This window comes from Catenulispora yoronensis, assembly GCF_039531695.1.
Lineage (GTDB): Bacteria > Actinomycetota > Actinomycetes > Streptomycetales > Catenulisporaceae > Catenulispora > Catenulispora yoronensis.
Genome location: NZ_BAAAQN010000012.1, coordinates 160,355 through 175,875 on the forward strand (window position 1 = coordinate 160,355; position 15,521 = coordinate 175,875).

The window sequence follows — 15,521 nt, forward strand, 5'->3', positions numbered from 1 at the left end:
GCCAGGCGCCGGGCCGCTTCCGCGTTGTCCGGCCGCACGGTTCTTCGTGGTGGGGGGACGCTCATGGTCATCCCTCCCTTGTCAGCCCCGAGCCCCCGTCATATACTTAGCGTGCGTCAACTAAGTAGTTTATCGAGGGCGGGGAAAGCATGACCGTGAAGCAGGCCTCCAGCGCGTCGGGGAAGGCCGGCTCCGGCCGTGGGCCGGACCATCCGCACTACAAGTGGGTCGCGCTGTCCAACACCACGTTGGGGATGCTGATCGCGACGATCAACTCCTCGATCGTGCTGATCTCGCTGCCCGCCATCTTCAACGGCATCAAGCTCGACCCGCTCCAGCCGTCCAACGTCAGCTACCTGCTGTGGATGCTGATGGGGTACATGCTGGTCACCGCCGTGTTCGTGGTGGCGCTCGGGCGGCTCGGGGACATGTACGGCCGGGTCAAGATCTACAACTCCGGCTTCATGGTGTTCACCGTCTGCTCCATCGCGCTGTCGCTGGATCCGTTCCACGGCGGCACCGGCGCGCTGTGGCTGATCGGTTGGCGGGTGCTGCAGGCCATCGGCGGGGCGATGCTGATGGCGAACTCCGCGGCGATCATCACCGACGCCTTCCCGGCCGCGCAGCGCGGCATGGCGCTGGGCATCAACATCGTCGCGGCGATCGCCGGCTCGTTCATCGGCCTGGTGCTCGGCGGCGCGCTGTCGGAGTGGAACTGGCGGACCGTGTTCTGGGTGAACGTCCCCATCGGTCTGATCGGCACCGTGTGGGCCTACAAGTCGCTGCACGACACCGGCGTCCGGCACAAATCGAGGATCGACTGGTGGGGCAACCTCACCCTGGGCGCCGGGCTGACCGCGCTGCTGGCCGGCATCACCTACGGCATCCAGCCCTACGGCGGCCACACCCAGGGCTGGACCAACCCGTGGGTGCTGGCCGGGCTGATCGGCGGGCTGGCGCTGATCGTCGCGTTCTGCGTCATCGAGGCCAGGATCGACGACCCGATGCTGCCGATGACGCTGTTCAAGAACCGGTCCTTCGCGATGGGGAACCTGGCGAACCTGCTGGGCGCCATCGCCCGCGGCGGCCTGCAGTTCATGCTGATCATCTGGCTGCAGGGCATCTGGCTGCCGCTGCACGGCTACGACTACAAGGACACGCCGCTGTGGGCGGGCATCTACATGATCCCGCTGACCCTGGGGTTCCTGGCCGCCGGGCCGATCGCCGGGCACCTGTCGGACAAGTTCGGGCCGCGGGTGTTCGCCGCCGGCGGGCTGCTGGCGATGGCCGCGTCGTTCGCCGGGCTGCTGATGATCCCGACCGACTTCGACTACTGGATCTTCGCGCTGCTGATCTTCCTCAACGGCATCGGCGGCGGCCTGTTCTCGGCGCCGAACACCTCGCTGATCATGTCCAGCGTCCCGGGCCGCATGCGCGGCGCGGCCTCCGGGGCCCGCGCGACGTTCATGAACGCCGGCATGGTGCTGTCCATGGGCATCTTCTTCTCGCTCATGGTGGCCGGGCTGTCCAGCTCGCTGCCGCACACCTTGTCCGGGGGCCTGACCGCGCAGGGCGTGCCCGCCGACACCGCCACCCAGATCTCGCACCTGCCGCCGGTGGCGACGTTGTTCGCCGCCTTCCTCGGGTACAACCCGATGCAGCAGCTTCTCGGCCCGTCGACGCTCGGCGCGGTGCCCCCCTCCAACGCGCAGACGCTGACGGGCCGGGAATTCTTCCCGCACCTCATCTCCGGGCCCTTCCACGACGGCCTGATGGTGGTCTTCTCGCTCGCCATCGTGATGTCGGTGATCGGAGCCGTCGCGTCGGCGCTGCCGGCCAAGGCCGGCGACGCCGAGGCGCTGGAGGCGCAGTCCGAGGCCGGAGCCGAGACGGGCGCCGGACAGCAGCAGAGCGCGGCGGCGACCGCCTGAAGCGGCCGGGCTCGGTAGATTGAGGGCGCGGGAGCGGCGACGAGCCGCGCCCGCGCCCTCAATCGTCGCCGATCGCACCGCCTGTTCCGCCTGTCCCACCCGTTCTGCATGTTCCGTCTGTCCCGTCTGCTTCGCCTGTTCTGCCTGCTTCGCCGTCCGGACCCCGCTCCGCCTCCTCCGTCCGCCGCCTCACCACCGGCGCTCCTGTGAAGGACCCGATGAACGCCTCGCCCCCCGTCCAGCCCGACACCGAGGTCGCCGCGCGCCTCCGGGTCGCCCTGGGCCGTCTGAACCGCCAGCTGCTCCAGCGGCAGTCCGAGGCCAGCTTCGCGCAGCTCTCGGCACTGTTCGTGATCGAGAAGTGGGGGCCGATCCGGATCGGGGACCTGGCACAGCGGGAGAAGGTGGCCGCGCCCTCGATGACCCGCACGCTCAACGGCCTGGTGGCCGCCGGCTGGGTGCAGCGCGAGCCGGACCCGGAGGACGGCCGCTCGTTCATGGTGACGCTGACCCCGGCCGGGCAGGCGCTGATCGGCAAGGTGCGCAAACAGCGCACCGCGGCCCTGGTGCAGGGCATGGAACGGCTGACCGCCGAGCAGCTGGAGGCGCTGCACGCGGCGGTGCCGGTGCTGGAGCAGCTGGCCGACGAGGTCGAGCCGAAGCGCTGACGCTCGTCCGGTGGCCGGGCGCGTCGACCAGACACCGGCGCCGGTGTCCTGACCGGGCAACCCCGGAGCGCGCGCCCTCGGGAGGCGGTGGGAGACTGGCTGGCATGACGGCAGCGAGCGAGGACCCCCAGAGCACCGTCCCGGACACCCCGGCCGAGGCCGAGTGGCCACCGCGCGAGTGGCGCGAGGCCCGGCGCGGCGCGGGCGCGAAGAGTATGTACCGGACGCTGGTGCTGATCGCGGTGATCATGGCGGTGCTGGTCGCGCTGTCCTTCTGGGGCATGGCCAACGGCTGATGCGCCACACGCTGATCCTGCTGCGGCACGCCAAGTCGGACTGGCCCGACGGCGTGGCCGACCACGACCGTCCCCTGAACAAGCGCGGCCGCGGCGACGCCCCGCACACCGGCACGTGGCTGGTGGCCGAGGGCCGGGTGCCGGACCGGGCCGCGGTGTCGACGGCGGTGCGGACCCGCCAGACGTACGCCCTGGCCGCCGAGGCCTTCGCCGCCGAGCCCGAGGTCGTCTTCCTCGACGAGCTCTACGGGGCCTCGCCCGGCGAGATGCTCGAAGTGATCCGTGCGACGCCGGAGAGCGTCACGACGCTGTTGGTGGTGTCGCACAACCCCGGGACCCAGCATCTGGCCCTGGTGCTGGCCGACGACACGAACCCGGAGCTGGCCGGCAAGGTGCAAGCCGGATATCCGACGAACACCGCGACGGTGCTGGAGTTCGACGGCGAGTGGGCCGGGCTTGACCCGGAGGGGGCGTCGATCGTCGCCGTGGAGTCGCCGCGCGGCTGAGCTGCGCGGCGGGACCGGTCGGGCCGGTCCGGTCCGTGACCGGCGTCAGGCGGCCGCGGTCTTGAGGTCCTCCTCGGCCGCGTCGGCCGCCTCCACCTCTTCCCGCGTGATGCCCAGCAGGTACAGGATCGTGTCCAGGAACGGCACGTTCACCGCCGTGTCCGCCTGCGCCCGCACCACCGGCTTGGCGTTGAACGCCACGCCCAGCCCGGCCGCGGCCAGCATGTCCAGGTCGTTCGCGCCGTCGCCGATCGCCACGGTGTCGGCCACCGGGATCCCGGCCGAGGCCGCGAACCCGCGCAGGGCCGCCGCCTTGCCCGCGCGGTCCACGATCGGACCCACCACGCGGCCGGTCAGCCGGCCGTCGGCGCCGATCTCCAGGGTGTTCGCCAGCGCGAAGTCCAGGCCGAGCTCGTCCCGCAGCGAGTCGGTGACGTGCGTGAAGCCGCCGGAGACGATCCCGACCAGGTAGCCGAGCCGCTTCAGCGTCCGGACCAGGGTGCGCGCGCCCGGCATGAGCCGGACCGACAGGCGCACCTCCTCCAGCGCCGAGGCGTCCAGCCCGGCCAGCAGCGCCACCCGCTCCCGCAGCGAGCCGGCGAAGTCCAGCTCGCCGCGCATCGCGCGGGCGGTGATGTCGGCGACCTCGTCCAGGCAGCCGGCGTGCGCGGCCAGCTCCTCGATCACCTCGCCCTCGATCAGCGTGGAGTCGACGTCCATCACGACCAGCCGCTTGGCCCGCCGGTTCAGTCCGGCGTGCTGCACCGCGATGTCGGCCTGCTCGGCCGCCGCGACCCGGGCCAGCCGCGGCCGCAGCACGTCGGGGTCGGCGCCGGAGACGTCGAGCTCGATGGCCGTCACCGGGTACTTGGCCAGCCGGTGGATCCGGTCGATGTTGCCCTGGCACTCGGCGATCTCGTGGGCCAGCGCGGCCATCGCCGACGGCCGCAGCGGCGCGCCGAGCACCGTGACGTGGGTGCGGCCCTCCCGGCGCTTGCGGTTGTCGCCGAGGCCGGAGACCACCTCGATGTCGAGCTTCTCGGCGGCGGCCCAGCGGTGCAGGCCCATCCGCAGCGCGGTCTGGTCGGCCGGCGCTCCGACCAGCACCCCCAGCACCAGGCGGCCGCGGACCACCACTTGCTCCACGTCCACGACCGGGACGGTGAACGGTTCCAGGACGGCGAACAGACTCGCGGTGACGCCGGGACGGTCCGCACCGTAAACGGTGACCAGGACGGTTTCGGCCGGCGGTGGCAGGGCTAGCGCGGTGTTCATGGTCTTTCCACGGTACCCGCGGCACCGTCCAGTACGGAGTACTGTCCGCGTGGTGAGCGCCGCAGGTCACAGCGCTTCGCCAGGCTCGCGCCCGGGCCGGCGATCAGCTCGGCGGCAGGCCCGCGATCAGCGGGGTGATCGGTCGATGCTGCCCGTACGGGTGACGTGCGCCCGTTCGACCGGCCCGGCGGGCCATGATCGGCCTAGCATTTGAGTATGGCCGCGGACGACCTGTCATTCGTCGCCGGGTTCCTCGCCGCGTCCGGGATGTTCTGGATCGGTGGCGGGGTGCTCTGGCTGGCGCTGTGCGCCCAGCGGCTGGCCCGGCTGCGCCTGCGGCTGCTCGGCGTGCCCGCTCAGGGCGAGGTCATCGGCATGGTGGTCTGCTGCGACGCCTCCGGAACCGTCCGGAACGCCCCGCGGGTCCGCTACTTCGCGACCACCGGCCCGCCGGTCGTCACCCGGGCCTACGGCTACCGCCCGCACCAGAGCGTGGCCACCGGCGCGCAGGTCCGCCTCTGGTACGACCCGCTGCGGCCCGAGCGCATCCTGGTCTCCCGCTTCGACCTGCGCCCGCGCGACTTCCTGGCGTTCGCCGGGGCGCTGGCGGTGACCGGCATCGGGATCGCGATGGAGTTCGCGGCGCTGACGCTGGGGTAGCAGCTGCCTCAGCCCGCGACCGGGTCCCCGACCAGCAGTTCGCGCACCGCCTCGATCAGCCCCAGCACCCGCCGCGTCTCCTCCAGCATGTGCAGCAGGATCCAGCGCACGTTGTACCGGGTGCCGGCGCAGGCTACAGAAGTGTCCAGGCTCAGGGTCGAGGCGATGACGCGGGACAGGTCGCACTGCGCGTCGTACTCGTCGAGCAGCAGCGCCAGCGGGACGTCCGGATCGGCCAGGTAGTCCTGGGCCGGGGCGCGGTCCCGCTCGCCGCGCAGCGCGACCTCGAACCACGTGGCCTCGGCCCACCGCAGGTGGGAGACCGCGCCGCAGAGCGTGAGGCCGGAGCCGGGCAGCAGAACACGGTGCGCGTCGGCGTCGGACACCCCCAGACAGCTGGCCCGGATGGCGGTGCGGGCGGCGTCGAGGAAGGCGTTCAGGCTGGCGCGCTCGTCGGCGGCGATCGGGGGGTGGAGCCGCGTAAGCATGCCTGGAAGGTAAGCGAACGATTTGTCCCCAGGTAGGCGGAGGAATCCCTGAGCGACTGAAGCGTTTTAGCGTGCAACCTGGAGCGGGTGTCCGGATTCGGTGCTCCGACGGGGCGAGCGGGACGGCCGATGGGCAACCGGTGGGCAGCCGGCGCGTGATTGCCGGGCAGCCGGCGGGCAGCTGCTAGTCGACGCGCCCGGGCTCCAGGATCGAGTGGTACGCCGCCAGCTGGGCCCGGCGCGTGACCCGCTCCAGGCCGACCAGCGCCGAGGCGCGCAAGCGGGACTCCAGCGCCGTGACACTGCCGCCCTCGTCCTGCCCGGCCAGGTCGGCGATCGCGGCCAGGCGCTGGGCCTGGGTCAGGACCTTGACGGCGCGCGGCGGGTAGCCCGGCGCCAGCACCGCCTCCGGGGCCCGGCCGTGGCCGCGGATCGCGGCCAGCGCCTCGGCGACCTCGGGGCGCCAGCGGGCCACGTCCAGCCGCCCCAGCTCCTCGGCCGCCTCGCGCAGCGCCGCCGCCATCTCGCGTTCGGCCTCTGACAAGGTGGGCACCGCCGCGGCCCCGTCCTGCACCGGCGTGACGGTCCAGCGCACGGTCTGGCCGCGGTCGCCGTCCGGGCCGTAGCCCTCGACGGCCGGGACGATGCCCAGCGCCGGGCCGTCGGTCAGCACCGCCTCGCCGGCGGCGATCGCGGCCTGGTTGAAGCCCGCCGGGCCCTTGAGCCCCAGCGGGTCGCCGGGCCGCGGCAGCGCCAGGCGCAGCCCGGTGACGCCGGCCGCGCGCAGCCGGCCCAGCGCGACCGTCCAGCCCACGTCGCCGTCCTCGCCGGGCACGCCGGACACCCGGTGCGGGTCGTCGCCGTCGGCGCGGACCGCCTCGGCGGCCGAGTCCAGGCTGGTGTGTCCGGCCAGCCACGCGTTGCCCCACGCGACCAGACGTCCGGACCGGTGTTCGCTCAGCATGCCGTCCAGCGTACGGGGCGAGGCCGACGACGGCGGCGGTGCGCGACACCGGCGGCGCCCGTGCTGTGCCGAGGCGCGGTGGCCTAAGCTTTACGCGATCGAAGATCGAGGCCGCCCACGCGCCAGAGGAAGTTGTGCCGAACATGACCACCGATGCCTTGTCCGTCGACCCCGACAGCGTCCTCGACCTCGTCGACGTCTCCGTGGTCCGGGAGGGCCGCAAGCTGCTGGACGCGGTGAACTGGACGGCCGCCGACGGCGAGCGCTGGGTGCTGCTCGGCCCGAACGGCGCGGGCAAGACCACGATCCTGAACATCGCCGCCACCTCGCTGTTCCCGACCGCCGGCGCGGTCGGCGTGCTGGGCGAGCGGCTCGGCGCCGTCGACGTCTTCGAACTGCGTCCGCGCATCGGCTACTCCTCGGCCGCGGTCGCCGAGCGGCTGCCGCGCGGCGAGACGGTCCGCGACGTGGTGATGACCGCCTCCTACGGGATGATGGGCCGCTGGCGCGAGCGCTACGACGAGGCCGACGCGCAGCGCGCCGAGGAGCTGCTGGCCTGGTGGGGCATGGCCGAGTTCGGCCGCCGGACCTTCGGCACGCTGTCCGAGGGCGAGCGCAAGCGCGCGCTGATCGCCCGGGCCCTGATGGCCGACCCGGAGCTGCTGCTGCTCGACGAGCCGGCCGCCGGCCTGGACCTGGGCGGCCGCGAGGACCTCGTGCGGCGGCTGTCGCGGCTGGCCACCGACCCCTACGCGCCGGTGACGGTCCTGGTGACGCACCACGTCGAGGAGATCCCGCCGGGCTTCTCGCACATCCTGCTGGTGCGGGCCGGCGCGGTGGTCGCCGCCGGGCCCATCGACGGGACGCTGACCTCTGAGAACCTGACCGCGACCTTCGGGCTCCCGCTGGCCGTGGAGAAGTACGCGACGGCTGTCGGCGACCGATGGTACGCCCGCGCGGTGTGAGCTGACCGGTGAGCTGGCCGGTGAGCTGACCGGTGAGCCGGGCGGTGGGCAGGCCGGTGAACAGGCCGGTGGGCAGGTCTGCCGGCTCACCGACGGGCACTCCGGACGGCGGGCCGCCGGGCATTGTCCGGATCCTGTCGCCAAACCCCTGATACTTCACGTCGGTCGCGGGCCTGCCCGCGGCCGATTTCGTTGCGTAGCATGGGTTTCATGCACTCGTGGATGGTGTGGGCGATCGTCGCGGCCGTGTTGATCGCCCTGGAACTCACCACGACCGCCTTGGTCTTCGTGATGCTCGGGATCGGGGCCGCGGCGGCCGCGCTCGTGGCCGGGGCCGGGGTCGGCGCGGTGGTGCAGTTCGCGGCCTTCGGCGCGGTCTCGGTCGCCACCCTGGTCTTCGCCCGGCCGGCTGCCGTGAAGCGCCTGCACGGCCCTGAGCACCGGCAGGGCACCGATCAGCTGGTCGGCACCGAGGCGGTGGTGATCGAGCGGGTCGACGGCCATGACGGCAGGGTCCGGATATCCGGGGAGATCTGGAGCGCCCGCGCGTACGACGGCCAGAGCGAGTACGCGGTGGGGGACCGGGTGGACGTGGCCCAGATCGACGGAGCCACCGCCCTCGTGCTGTGATTCCGGGGTCTTCCGGATGGGCAGGACAATCCTCGACGGAACGGTGTGTGCGTGACACCCTCCCGGCCCTAAGATCGAGCTCTGTCACCGGGGGGTGCCGCCGCCTCCTCCGCCGGACCGAAGATGTCATAAAGGAGGTGTCGACATGGTCGCCACGATCGTCGTCCTCATCGTGATCGCCGCCCTGATCGGGTTGTCGCTGTTCCAATCGGTGCGCATCGTGGGGCAGGGTACGGTCGCCGTCATCGAGCGCTTCGGCCGCTACACCCGCACCCTGACCCCGGGTCTGCGGATCCTGATGCCGGTGGTGGACCGCGTGCGCGCCATCATCGACGTCCGGGAGCAGGTGGTCCCGTTCCCGCCGCAGCCGGTGATCACCCAGGACAACCTGACCGTGTCCATCGACACCGTCATCTACTTCCAGGTCACCGACGCCCGCGCGGCGGTGTACCAGATCACGAACTACATCCAGGCCATCGAGCAGCTGACCGTGACCACGCTGCGCAACATCGTCGGCGGCATGGACCTGGAGCGCACCCTGACCAGCCGCGACTACATCAACAACGAGCTGCGCGGGGTCCTGGACCAGGTGACCGGCAACTGGGGCATCCGGGTCAGCCGGGTCGAGCTCAAGGCGGTGGAGCCGCCGGCCTCGATCCAGGACTCGATGGAGAAGCAGATGCGCGCCGACCGGGACCGCCGCGCGGCGATCCTGTCGGCCGAGGGCTTCAAGCAGTCGCAGATCCTCACCGCCGAGGGTGAGAAGCAGGCCGCGGTGCTGCGCGCCGAGGGCGAGGCCAAGGCCCGCGCGCTCCAGGCCGAGGGCGAGGCGGCGGCGATCCGCAAGGTGTTCGAGGCGATCCACGAGGGCAACGCCGACCACCAGGTGATGGCCTACCAGTACCTCCAGCAGCTCCCGAAGATCGCCGAGGGCGACGCCAACAAGCTGTGGATCATCCCCAGCGAGTTCGGCAAGGCGCTGGAGAGCGTCGGCGGGGCGCTGGGCCGCGTGGGCGGGCTGCCGGGGATGCCCGCGGCGCCGGTCGACCAGGGGCTGACCGCGAACGGCAACGGCCACGGCGACTCGGGCTCGTCGAAGTCCGGGTCGCGCGGCGACCGGCCGCCGCGGCAGCGGGGGACGTCGAGCCCGGCGGACGACGTGTTCTTCAACCAGGACGAGGACTGACCGCCGGCGGCGGGTGGTCGAGGCTTGATTGAGGCTTGGTTGAGCCTTGGTGGGATGTCGCGGTGGGCCCGGTCTTCGGACCGGGCCCACCGCTTTTGCCTCGGTCAGGCGTTCCGTCCGCTGCCGAGCGTCTCGGCGGCGACCGACACGGCCAGCAGCGCGGCGCCGAACACGCCGACCGTCGTCAGCCGGTCGCCGAGCAGGGCCACGGCCAGGACGGTGCCGGTGAGCGGTTCGAGCAGCGCGGTGACGGTGCCGGTGCTGGCGGCCGCCGTCCGCAGGCCGGTGAAGTAGCAGGCGTAGGCGGTGGCGGTCGGGATCAGGCCCAGGGCCAGCAGCAGGCCGAGGGTGGTGGGGCCGGGGGTGAAGGCGGCGCCGGTGGTCGGGGCGCTCGCGGCGAGCAGGGCCAGGCCGCCGAGGAGGAAGCCGTAGCCGGTCATGGTGGCCTCGTCGAGGCCGGGGACAGGGGTGGTGCAGATCAGGCTGATCGCCGCGAAGCCCGCGGCGGCGGCCACCGCGCAGGCGGTGCCGGCGGCCAGGTCCGCGGTGCCGAGCCCGTGCGGCGGCCGGCCGACCAGCAGGCCGAGCCCGGCCACGGCCAGGGCCACGGTGCCGGCCACCCGGGCGTCGAGCCGCCGCCGGCCGGTGACCTGTTCGAAGCCGACCACCAGCACCGGGGCGGCGCCGATGGTGATCAGGGTGGCCAGGCTGACGTCGGTGAGCGTCACCGCCGCGAAGTAGCAGGCCTGGAACTGCGCGGCCAGGGCCCCGAGCGTGGCGACCCGGAGCCAGGCGGCGCGTCCGCGCGGCCGTCCGCGTCCGGTACCGGCGGCGAAGCCGACCAGCAGAAGGCCGCCGATCAGCAGCCGGTAGCCGGCCACCGCGGCGGGCGAGAGGTGGGTGTGCAGCGCGAGCAGGCGTCCGGTCAGGCCGCCGGTGCCCCAGAGCACGCCGGAAGTGATGAGGAATATCAAGGGAATCGCTCCTGCGACGGAAGGTCCGATGGAAGTCGCGGGAAGCGGGGGCGCGAGTCAGAGCCCTGCGGGCCTCAGCGGGCCGGCGGGCGGTTCAGGGTCCGCGACGAGCGCGGACCGGGTCGACCCCGCTTCAGGAGCTCGGCGGCGGGGTGACCGGGAACAACCGGTGCACGCTGGGGATTTTAGTGGGTGGGACCGGGCGCGGCCAAGCGATCTTCCAGGGCTACGCTCGATGCTTGCGGTGGCCGGCGGCGCGTCGCGGGGTACTGCGATGCGCCGCGGGTACTGCGGTGCGTCGCGGTCGGTCAGGGAGCGCGGCGAAGACGGAGAAGGCGGGAGTCGGCTGGTGGGCATCGGCGAGGTGGCGGCGCTGCTGGGCGTGGGCATGGCGGCGGGCGTCATCAACGTGGTGGTCGGCTCCGGCACCCTGGTGACATTTCCCACACTGCTGGCGTTCGGCTACACCCCGGTGGTGGCCAACGTGACCAACACCGTCGGCCTGGTCTCCGGTTCCCTGTCCGGCATCCACGGCTACCGCGCCGAGATCAACGAGTTCCGCACCGCCCGCCGCGGCCGCCTCCTCCGCCTGATCCTGGCCTCCCTGCTCGGCGCGATAACGGGCGCACTCCTCCTGCTGGTACTGCCCGCGAAGGCGTTCAAGGCGATCGTGCCCGCCCTGATCGCCCTGGCCCTGGTCCTGATCGTGGCCCAACCGCGCCTGTCGAAACGCATCGCGGCCCGCCGCGCAGCAGCCGCCGAAGCCGCCGGCGAATCGGCCGCCCCCCGCGACGGCGCCTGGGGCGTCCTGGCAGCGGTCTACGGCAGCGGCGTCTACGGCGGCTACTTCGGCGCGGCCCAAGGCGTCCTGCTGATGGCCATCCTGGGCCTGACCTTCTCCGACGGCCTCCAGATCCTCAACGGCGTGAAGAACGTCCTCGCCTGCGTGGTCAACGCGATCGCCGCGGTGGTCTTCATCACCGTCGGCGCCCTCAACCTCGGCGGCGACGAACACCCGTCCGTCCGCTGGGGCGCAGCCCTCGCGATCGCCATCGGCGCCCTGATCGGCGGCCAGATCGGCGCCCGCGTCGGACGCCGACTGCCACCGAAGGTTCTCAAGGCACTGATTATCACGGTCGGCCTCGCGGCCATCATCTCGATGTTGGCCTGACCGGAGCCCAGCAGCTCACGCCGAGAACGGCGGGCTCACGGGCAGCGTGGGGACGACCGGATTGCTCGGAGCTCCCGGTGCTTTCGGGGGACCTGGGGCAGTCACCGGAGGAAGTTCGGACGTGACTGGGGGAGCCGGGGAAGTCACGGGCGGAAGTTCCGGTGTGGTCGGCGGAGCGGGGGTGGTGACTGGGGGAGTGGTGGTCGGCGGCGCCGGCGAAGTGGTTACTGGAGGGAGTTCGGGTGCGGTCGGCGGTGCCGGAGTGGTGACCGGCGGGAGCGTTGGTGTGGTGACCGGGGGAGTGGTAGCCGGCGGAGTCGGCGAAGTGGTTACTGGAGGGAGTTCGGGCGCCGTCGGCGGAGCGGGCGTGGTGACTGGCGGGAGCGTTGGTGTGGTGACCGGCGGCACTGGTGTCGTCGGCGGAGCGGGCTTGGTGACCGGGGGAGTGGTGGCCGGAGGCGCTGGCGTGGTCACTGGCGGCGCAGTCGGCGCTGTGGGCGGCGCCGGCTTGGTGGCCGGTGGCGTCGGCGAAGTCGTCACCGGCGGAAGTTCCGGCTTGGTCGGCGGCGCCGGCGTGGTGGCTGGCGGCGCGGGCTTGGTGACCGGTGGTGTCGTGGTCGGCGGCGCGGGCTTCGTCGTCGGCGGCGCCGGCTTCGCGGGTGTGGTCGTCGTCGGCGGCATCTCCGGCGCACCCGGGTTCGCCTGCGGCAGCTTCAGCGCCGCCTCCAGTGCCCGCACCGCCGCCAGTGCGGCGTCGCACGTCGCCGTCATCGACGGGTCGCTGCATGAGGCGGCGGGCGTCGGCGGTACCGCGGGGGCCTGGGCGGGCCGGGGTGCGGTGGCGCCGGCGGTTCCCGTGCCCGTGGCGCAGACGCAGGCCGTCAGGGTGGCGGCGAGGAGTGCGGATCTGGTGGTGCGGGGCATGCTTGCGGCTCCCGGGGTCGGGACGCCCGGTGGCGTCCGTGCAAGGACGCGCATACCCGGTGGAAACGGGGCGAACTGCGGGTTCGGGTATCTTCCCCGAATTGGCAGTGTATCCAGGTGATACTACATATGGGGGGTGAGGGGGAGGAGGACTCGGTGCGGTCCCGATCGCATGGCGTCCGTGTTCCGGGGTCAGTATTCTGCCGGTGACGGGGGTCGCGGCGAGCCAGGGGGTCGGGCGGGTCACGCGGATCGGGGCAGGTTCGGCAACGCGACGCGGCGCATCCGCGTCACCTATGACAACCCGGCACACCGCCGGCAGGTCCGTTTCGGAGATACGTCTTGGGCAAGGTCTCCTACCGTTACGCGCATATCGAGGACCTCGACGCGCCGACCATGTACGCCCTGCTGCGCCTGCGCCAGGAGGTGTTCATCGTCGAGTGGGGCAGCTCCCACCTGGACATCGACGGGCGGGACACCGAGGCCGCGAGCGTGCATCTGTGGGCCGAGCGGGACGGCGAGGTGCTGGCCGCCCTGCGCGTGGTCCAGGAGTCCGACGACACCCTCCGCATCGAGCGGCTGGCCACCCGGTTCGGCGCGCGCGGACGCGGCATCGCCGGGCGGCTGCTGGACTACGCGGTGAAGATGGCCGGGGAGCGCAGGCTGTTGATCGACGTCCCCACCGCCCTGGAGCCGTGGGCCGAGCGGTTCGGCTTCGGCCGGGCCGGCGAGCCGTTCCTGGCCGAGGGCATCCAGCAGGTGACCATGGCGCACTGAGCCGCCGGTATTCGGTGGTTGTCCGCCGCCGGTTCCGCCGCCGGCGGGCGCGATGCACGTGCCTTGCCGGGTGCGCGGCCGGTCCGGGCTCGCGCCACGGGCGCGCAGGGGCGGAACGCGCGACCCCCCGATCGGGCATGTTCGCTGTCTGATTCGCCCCGATTCGCCGGATTCGTCGCCTCACGGACGGAACAGGCGGTGTTAGTGTGCGTTGAAGTTCCTACAGACGTGACGCGGAGGACACACTCCATGCCCGAACCACGGCGCGCCCCCAGCCCCGCCGTGGCGGTGTGCGGGGGGCCGGCATGACGGCCGGCCGGCACGGCGCCGCGGGGTCGGCGATAGCTCAGACCGCCGCCCCGGTCGCGGTCGTCGGCTACGACGGCTCGCTGCCGGGTCCGGTCGTGCGCCGGGTCCTGGAATCCTCCGTTCTGGTCGTCGGCGCCGCCCGGCACCTGGACGGCATCGGGGTCCCGGAGCACGTGCGCCGGATCCTGCTCGGCGACGACAACCGCCTGGCATATGCCCGCCTCACCGCCCACCTCACCGACCCCAAGGCCGGTCCGGCCGTGGTGGTGACCGCCGGCGACCCCGGGTTCTTCGGGGTGCTGCGCGGGCTGCGCGAGTCAGGCTTCGAAGTCATCGGCTACCCGGCCCCCGGCCCGGTGGCCGCCGCCCTGGGCCGGCTCGGCCTGCCCTGGGACGACGCGGTCGTGGTCTGCGTGACCGACGACCGCTCGCTGGAGCGGGCCGCCAACACCGCCCGCGCGCACCCGAAGGTCGCGATCATGGCCGCCCCGGAGTTCCCGCCGCACCGGGTGGCCGCCGCGCTGCGCGGGGCCAAGCGGGCCTTCATCGTCGCCCAGCATCTGGGGGAGCCGGACGAGGCGATCGAGAGCTTCTCCCCGGCCGAGGCCGCCGCCCGCTCGGTCTGGGGCGCCGCCGACGCGATGCTGGTGCTCGACGAGGAGCGGCTCAGCCCGGAGTCGCCGCACGACCCGCGCTGGGGCGCGGGCTGGGTCTCGGCCTGGGCCGGGCCCTCGGCCGGCTGGGCGGTGCCGGACAACGCCTTCGTGGCCCGCGGCCCGCAGGTGCTGCCCTCCGAAGTCAGGGCCTTGATATTGGCGCGGCTGGCCCCGCGGCTCGGCGCCATGGTCTGGGAGGTGGCCGCCGGGGCCGGTGCGCTGGCCGTGGAGTGCGCCCGGCTGGGCGCCGCGGTGGTCGCGGTGGACCGCGATCCCGACGCCTGCGAGCGGATCGCGCTGAACGCCGTGATGCACGGCGTGGACGTGGAAGTGGTCAGCGGCCCGGCGCCGGGGGTGCTCAGCACCCTGCCGCGCCCGGACGCGATCTTCGTCGGCACCGAGCGCGCCGACATCGTCCGGGCCTGCGCCACCACCTCGGCGCGCACCGTGGTCACCGCGGTCACCGCGCTGGACCGGCTGCCCGCGGTCCGGCAGGCGCTGCGGATCGGCGGCCGCCGCGTGGACGGCGTGCAGTTGCAGGCCTCGCGGCTGGCGCCGTTCCCCGGCGAGGCGTTCCGGATGGCTCCGGCGGCCCCGGTGTTCGTTCTTTGGGGTGAGCTCGGCTGATCGACCCGGCTTTTTAGTCAACCCATCGGGGCTGCGTATGCTCTTCCGGGCTCGCGCGCGGCCTTCAAGAGCGATACTTGGCAGCGCCACGCGAACCCCCGCCGACGGAGGGGGACGGGGAACGGGAGCGGGAACGAACCATGGTATGGAACGACAGGATCGAGGAACCCACGGTGACCGGTGCCGACGATTTCGGGCGTGAAGGTGCCGGCAGGCCGCCGTTCGACGGAGACTTCCCGCCGCCCGCGGGCCGGTACGACGAGGCGCCGACCACCGAGTTCAGCCGGCTGGTCTTCGACGACGACGCGCCGGAACTGCCCGCGCCGCGTCCGGGCGGTCCGGGCGGGCCGGGGGCGCCCGGCGGGAACGGGCCCGGGAACGGGCAGCGGGGCCGCGATCCGCGGGAGGGCCGCGACCACCGCGAGGTCCGGGTCCAGCGCGACGGGCGCGAGGCCCGCGGCGGCTTCGGCGGCAAGTCGGAGGGCCAAGCGGTCTTAGGAAGACAATGCGCCAC

At 73.0% G+C, this 15,521-nt stretch carries 16 protein-coding genes; 12 read left to right on the forward strand and 4 right to left on the reverse strand.

Annotated elements, in window-relative coordinates; translation table 11 throughout:
* Positions 1–149 precede the first annotated feature (149 nt).
* From ABD481_RS13115 to ABD481_RS13130, 4 genes are all read left to right on the forward strand, one after another.
* Positions 150–1,931: an MFS transporter gene (locus ABD481_RS13115; protein WP_344665887.1), complete on the forward strand. Its 1,782-nt coding sequence runs from the start codon at positions 150–152 to the stop codon at positions 1,929–1,931.
* A gap of 218 nt (positions 1,932–2,149) precedes the next feature.
* Positions 2,150–2,599: a MarR family winged helix-turn-helix transcriptional regulator gene (locus ABD481_RS13120; RefSeq protein WP_344665888.1), complete on the forward strand. Its 450-nt coding sequence runs from the start codon at positions 2,150–2,152 to the stop codon at positions 2,597–2,599.
* 104 nt (positions 2,600–2,703) lie between these two features.
* The gene (locus ABD481_RS13125) at positions 2,704–2,895 is read left to right on the forward strand and encodes a hypothetical protein (protein ID WP_344665889.1); all 192 of its coding nucleotides are present in this window, start codon (positions 2,704–2,706) and stop codon (positions 2,893–2,895) included.
* Positions 2,895–3,401: a SixA phosphatase family protein gene (locus ABD481_RS13130; protein ID WP_344665890.1), complete on the forward strand. Its 507-nt coding sequence runs from the start codon at positions 2,895–2,897 to the stop codon at positions 3,399–3,401. The genes ABD481_RS13125 and ABD481_RS13130 overlap by 1 nt, the downstream gene beginning before the upstream one ends.
* Before the next feature lie 45 nt (positions 3,402–3,446).
* Here the strand turns inward: ABD481_RS13130 and serB are convergent, their stop codons facing one another.
* Positions 3,447–4,676 carry a phosphoserine phosphatase SerB gene (gene serB, locus ABD481_RS13135; protein WP_344665891.1) on the reverse strand — a complete coding sequence of 410 codons (1,230 nt, stop codon included), beginning with the start codon at positions 4,674–4,676 and terminating at the stop codon, positions 3,447–3,449.
* Between the two features lie 216 nt (positions 4,677–4,892).
* Here serB and ABD481_RS13140 point away from each other — a divergent pair, with 216 nt between their 5' ends.
* Positions 4,893–5,336 (forward strand): DUF3592 domain-containing protein, encoded by a 444-nt coding sequence (locus tag ABD481_RS13140; RefSeq protein ID WP_344665892.1) that lies wholly within the window; start codon positions 4,893–4,895, stop codon positions 5,334–5,336.
* Positions 5,337–5,344: 8 nt separating this feature from the next.
* Here the strand turns inward: ABD481_RS13140 and ABD481_RS13145 are convergent, their stop codons facing one another.
* Together ABD481_RS13145 and ABD481_RS13150 are read right to left on the reverse strand one after the other, a co-directional pair.
* On the reverse strand, positions 5,345–5,824 hold the full coding sequence (locus ABD481_RS13145) for a mycothiol transferase (RefSeq protein ID WP_344665893.1): 480 nt from the start codon (positions 5,822–5,824) through the stop codon (positions 5,345–5,347).
* Positions 5,825–6,008: 184 nt separating this feature from the next.
* Complete coding sequence (locus ABD481_RS13150) at positions 6,009–6,788, reverse strand: hypothetical protein (RefSeq protein WP_344665894.1); 780 nt, start codon at positions 6,786–6,788, stop codon at positions 6,009–6,011.
* 143 nt (positions 6,789–6,931) lie between these two features.
* Between ABD481_RS13150 and ABD481_RS13155 the strand changes: the two genes are divergently transcribed.
* The 3 genes from ABD481_RS13155 (at position 6,932) to ABD481_RS13165 (ending at position 9,569) form a co-directional block, all read left to right on the forward strand.
* Positions 6,932–7,753: an ABC transporter ATP-binding protein gene (locus tag ABD481_RS13155; RefSeq protein ID WP_344665895.1), complete on the forward strand. Its 822-nt coding sequence runs from the start codon at positions 6,932–6,934 to the stop codon at positions 7,751–7,753.
* Between the two features lie 210 nt (positions 7,754–7,963).
* Positions 7,964–8,383: an NfeD family protein gene (locus ABD481_RS13160; RefSeq protein WP_344665896.1), complete on the forward strand. Its 420-nt coding sequence runs from the start codon at positions 7,964–7,966 to the stop codon at positions 8,381–8,383.
* Between the two features lie 145 nt (positions 8,384–8,528).
* Positions 8,529–9,569: an SPFH domain-containing protein gene (locus ABD481_RS13165; RefSeq protein ID WP_344665897.1), complete on the forward strand. Its 1,041-nt coding sequence runs from the start codon at positions 8,529–8,531 to the stop codon at positions 9,567–9,569.
* Positions 9,570–9,673: 104 nt separating this feature from the next.
* On the opposite strand, the gene ABD481_RS13170 is transcribed toward ABD481_RS13165, so the two are convergent.
* Entirely contained in the window at positions 9,674–10,543 is an 870-nt protein-coding gene (locus ABD481_RS13170) for an EamA family transporter (protein ID WP_344665898.1), read from the reverse strand.
* A 349-nt stretch (positions 10,544–10,892) separates the two neighbouring features.
* On the opposite strand from ABD481_RS13170, the gene ABD481_RS13175 reads away from it, so the two are divergent.
* The 4 genes from ABD481_RS13175 (at position 10,893) to ABD481_RS13190 (ending at position 15,007) form a co-directional block, all read left to right on the forward strand.
* Positions 10,893–11,714 carry a sulfite exporter TauE/SafE family protein gene (locus ABD481_RS13175; protein WP_344665899.1) on the forward strand — a complete coding sequence of 274 codons (822 nt, stop codon included), beginning with the start codon at positions 10,893–10,895 and terminating at the stop codon, positions 11,712–11,714.
* 184 nt (positions 11,715–11,898) lie between these two features.
* Positions 11,899–12,759, forward strand: a complete 861-nt coding sequence (locus tag ABD481_RS13180) for a hypothetical protein (protein ID WP_344665900.1) — start codon at positions 11,899–11,901, stop codon at positions 12,757–12,759.
* Positions 12,760–12,980: 221 nt separating this feature from the next.
* Positions 12,981–13,415, forward strand: coding sequence for a GNAT family N-acetyltransferase (locus ABD481_RS13185; protein ID WP_344665901.1), 435 nt, complete (start codon positions 12,981–12,983; stop codon positions 13,413–13,415).
* A 305-nt stretch (positions 13,416–13,720) separates the two neighbouring features.
* A complete protein-coding gene (locus tag ABD481_RS13190; protein ID WP_344665902.1) occupies positions 13,721–15,007 on the forward strand; it encodes a bifunctional cobalt-precorrin-7 (C(5))-methyltransferase/cobalt-precorrin-6B (C(15))-methyltransferase in 1,287 nt (428 codons plus the stop codon).
* Positions 15,008–15,521: the final 514 nt, after the last annotated feature.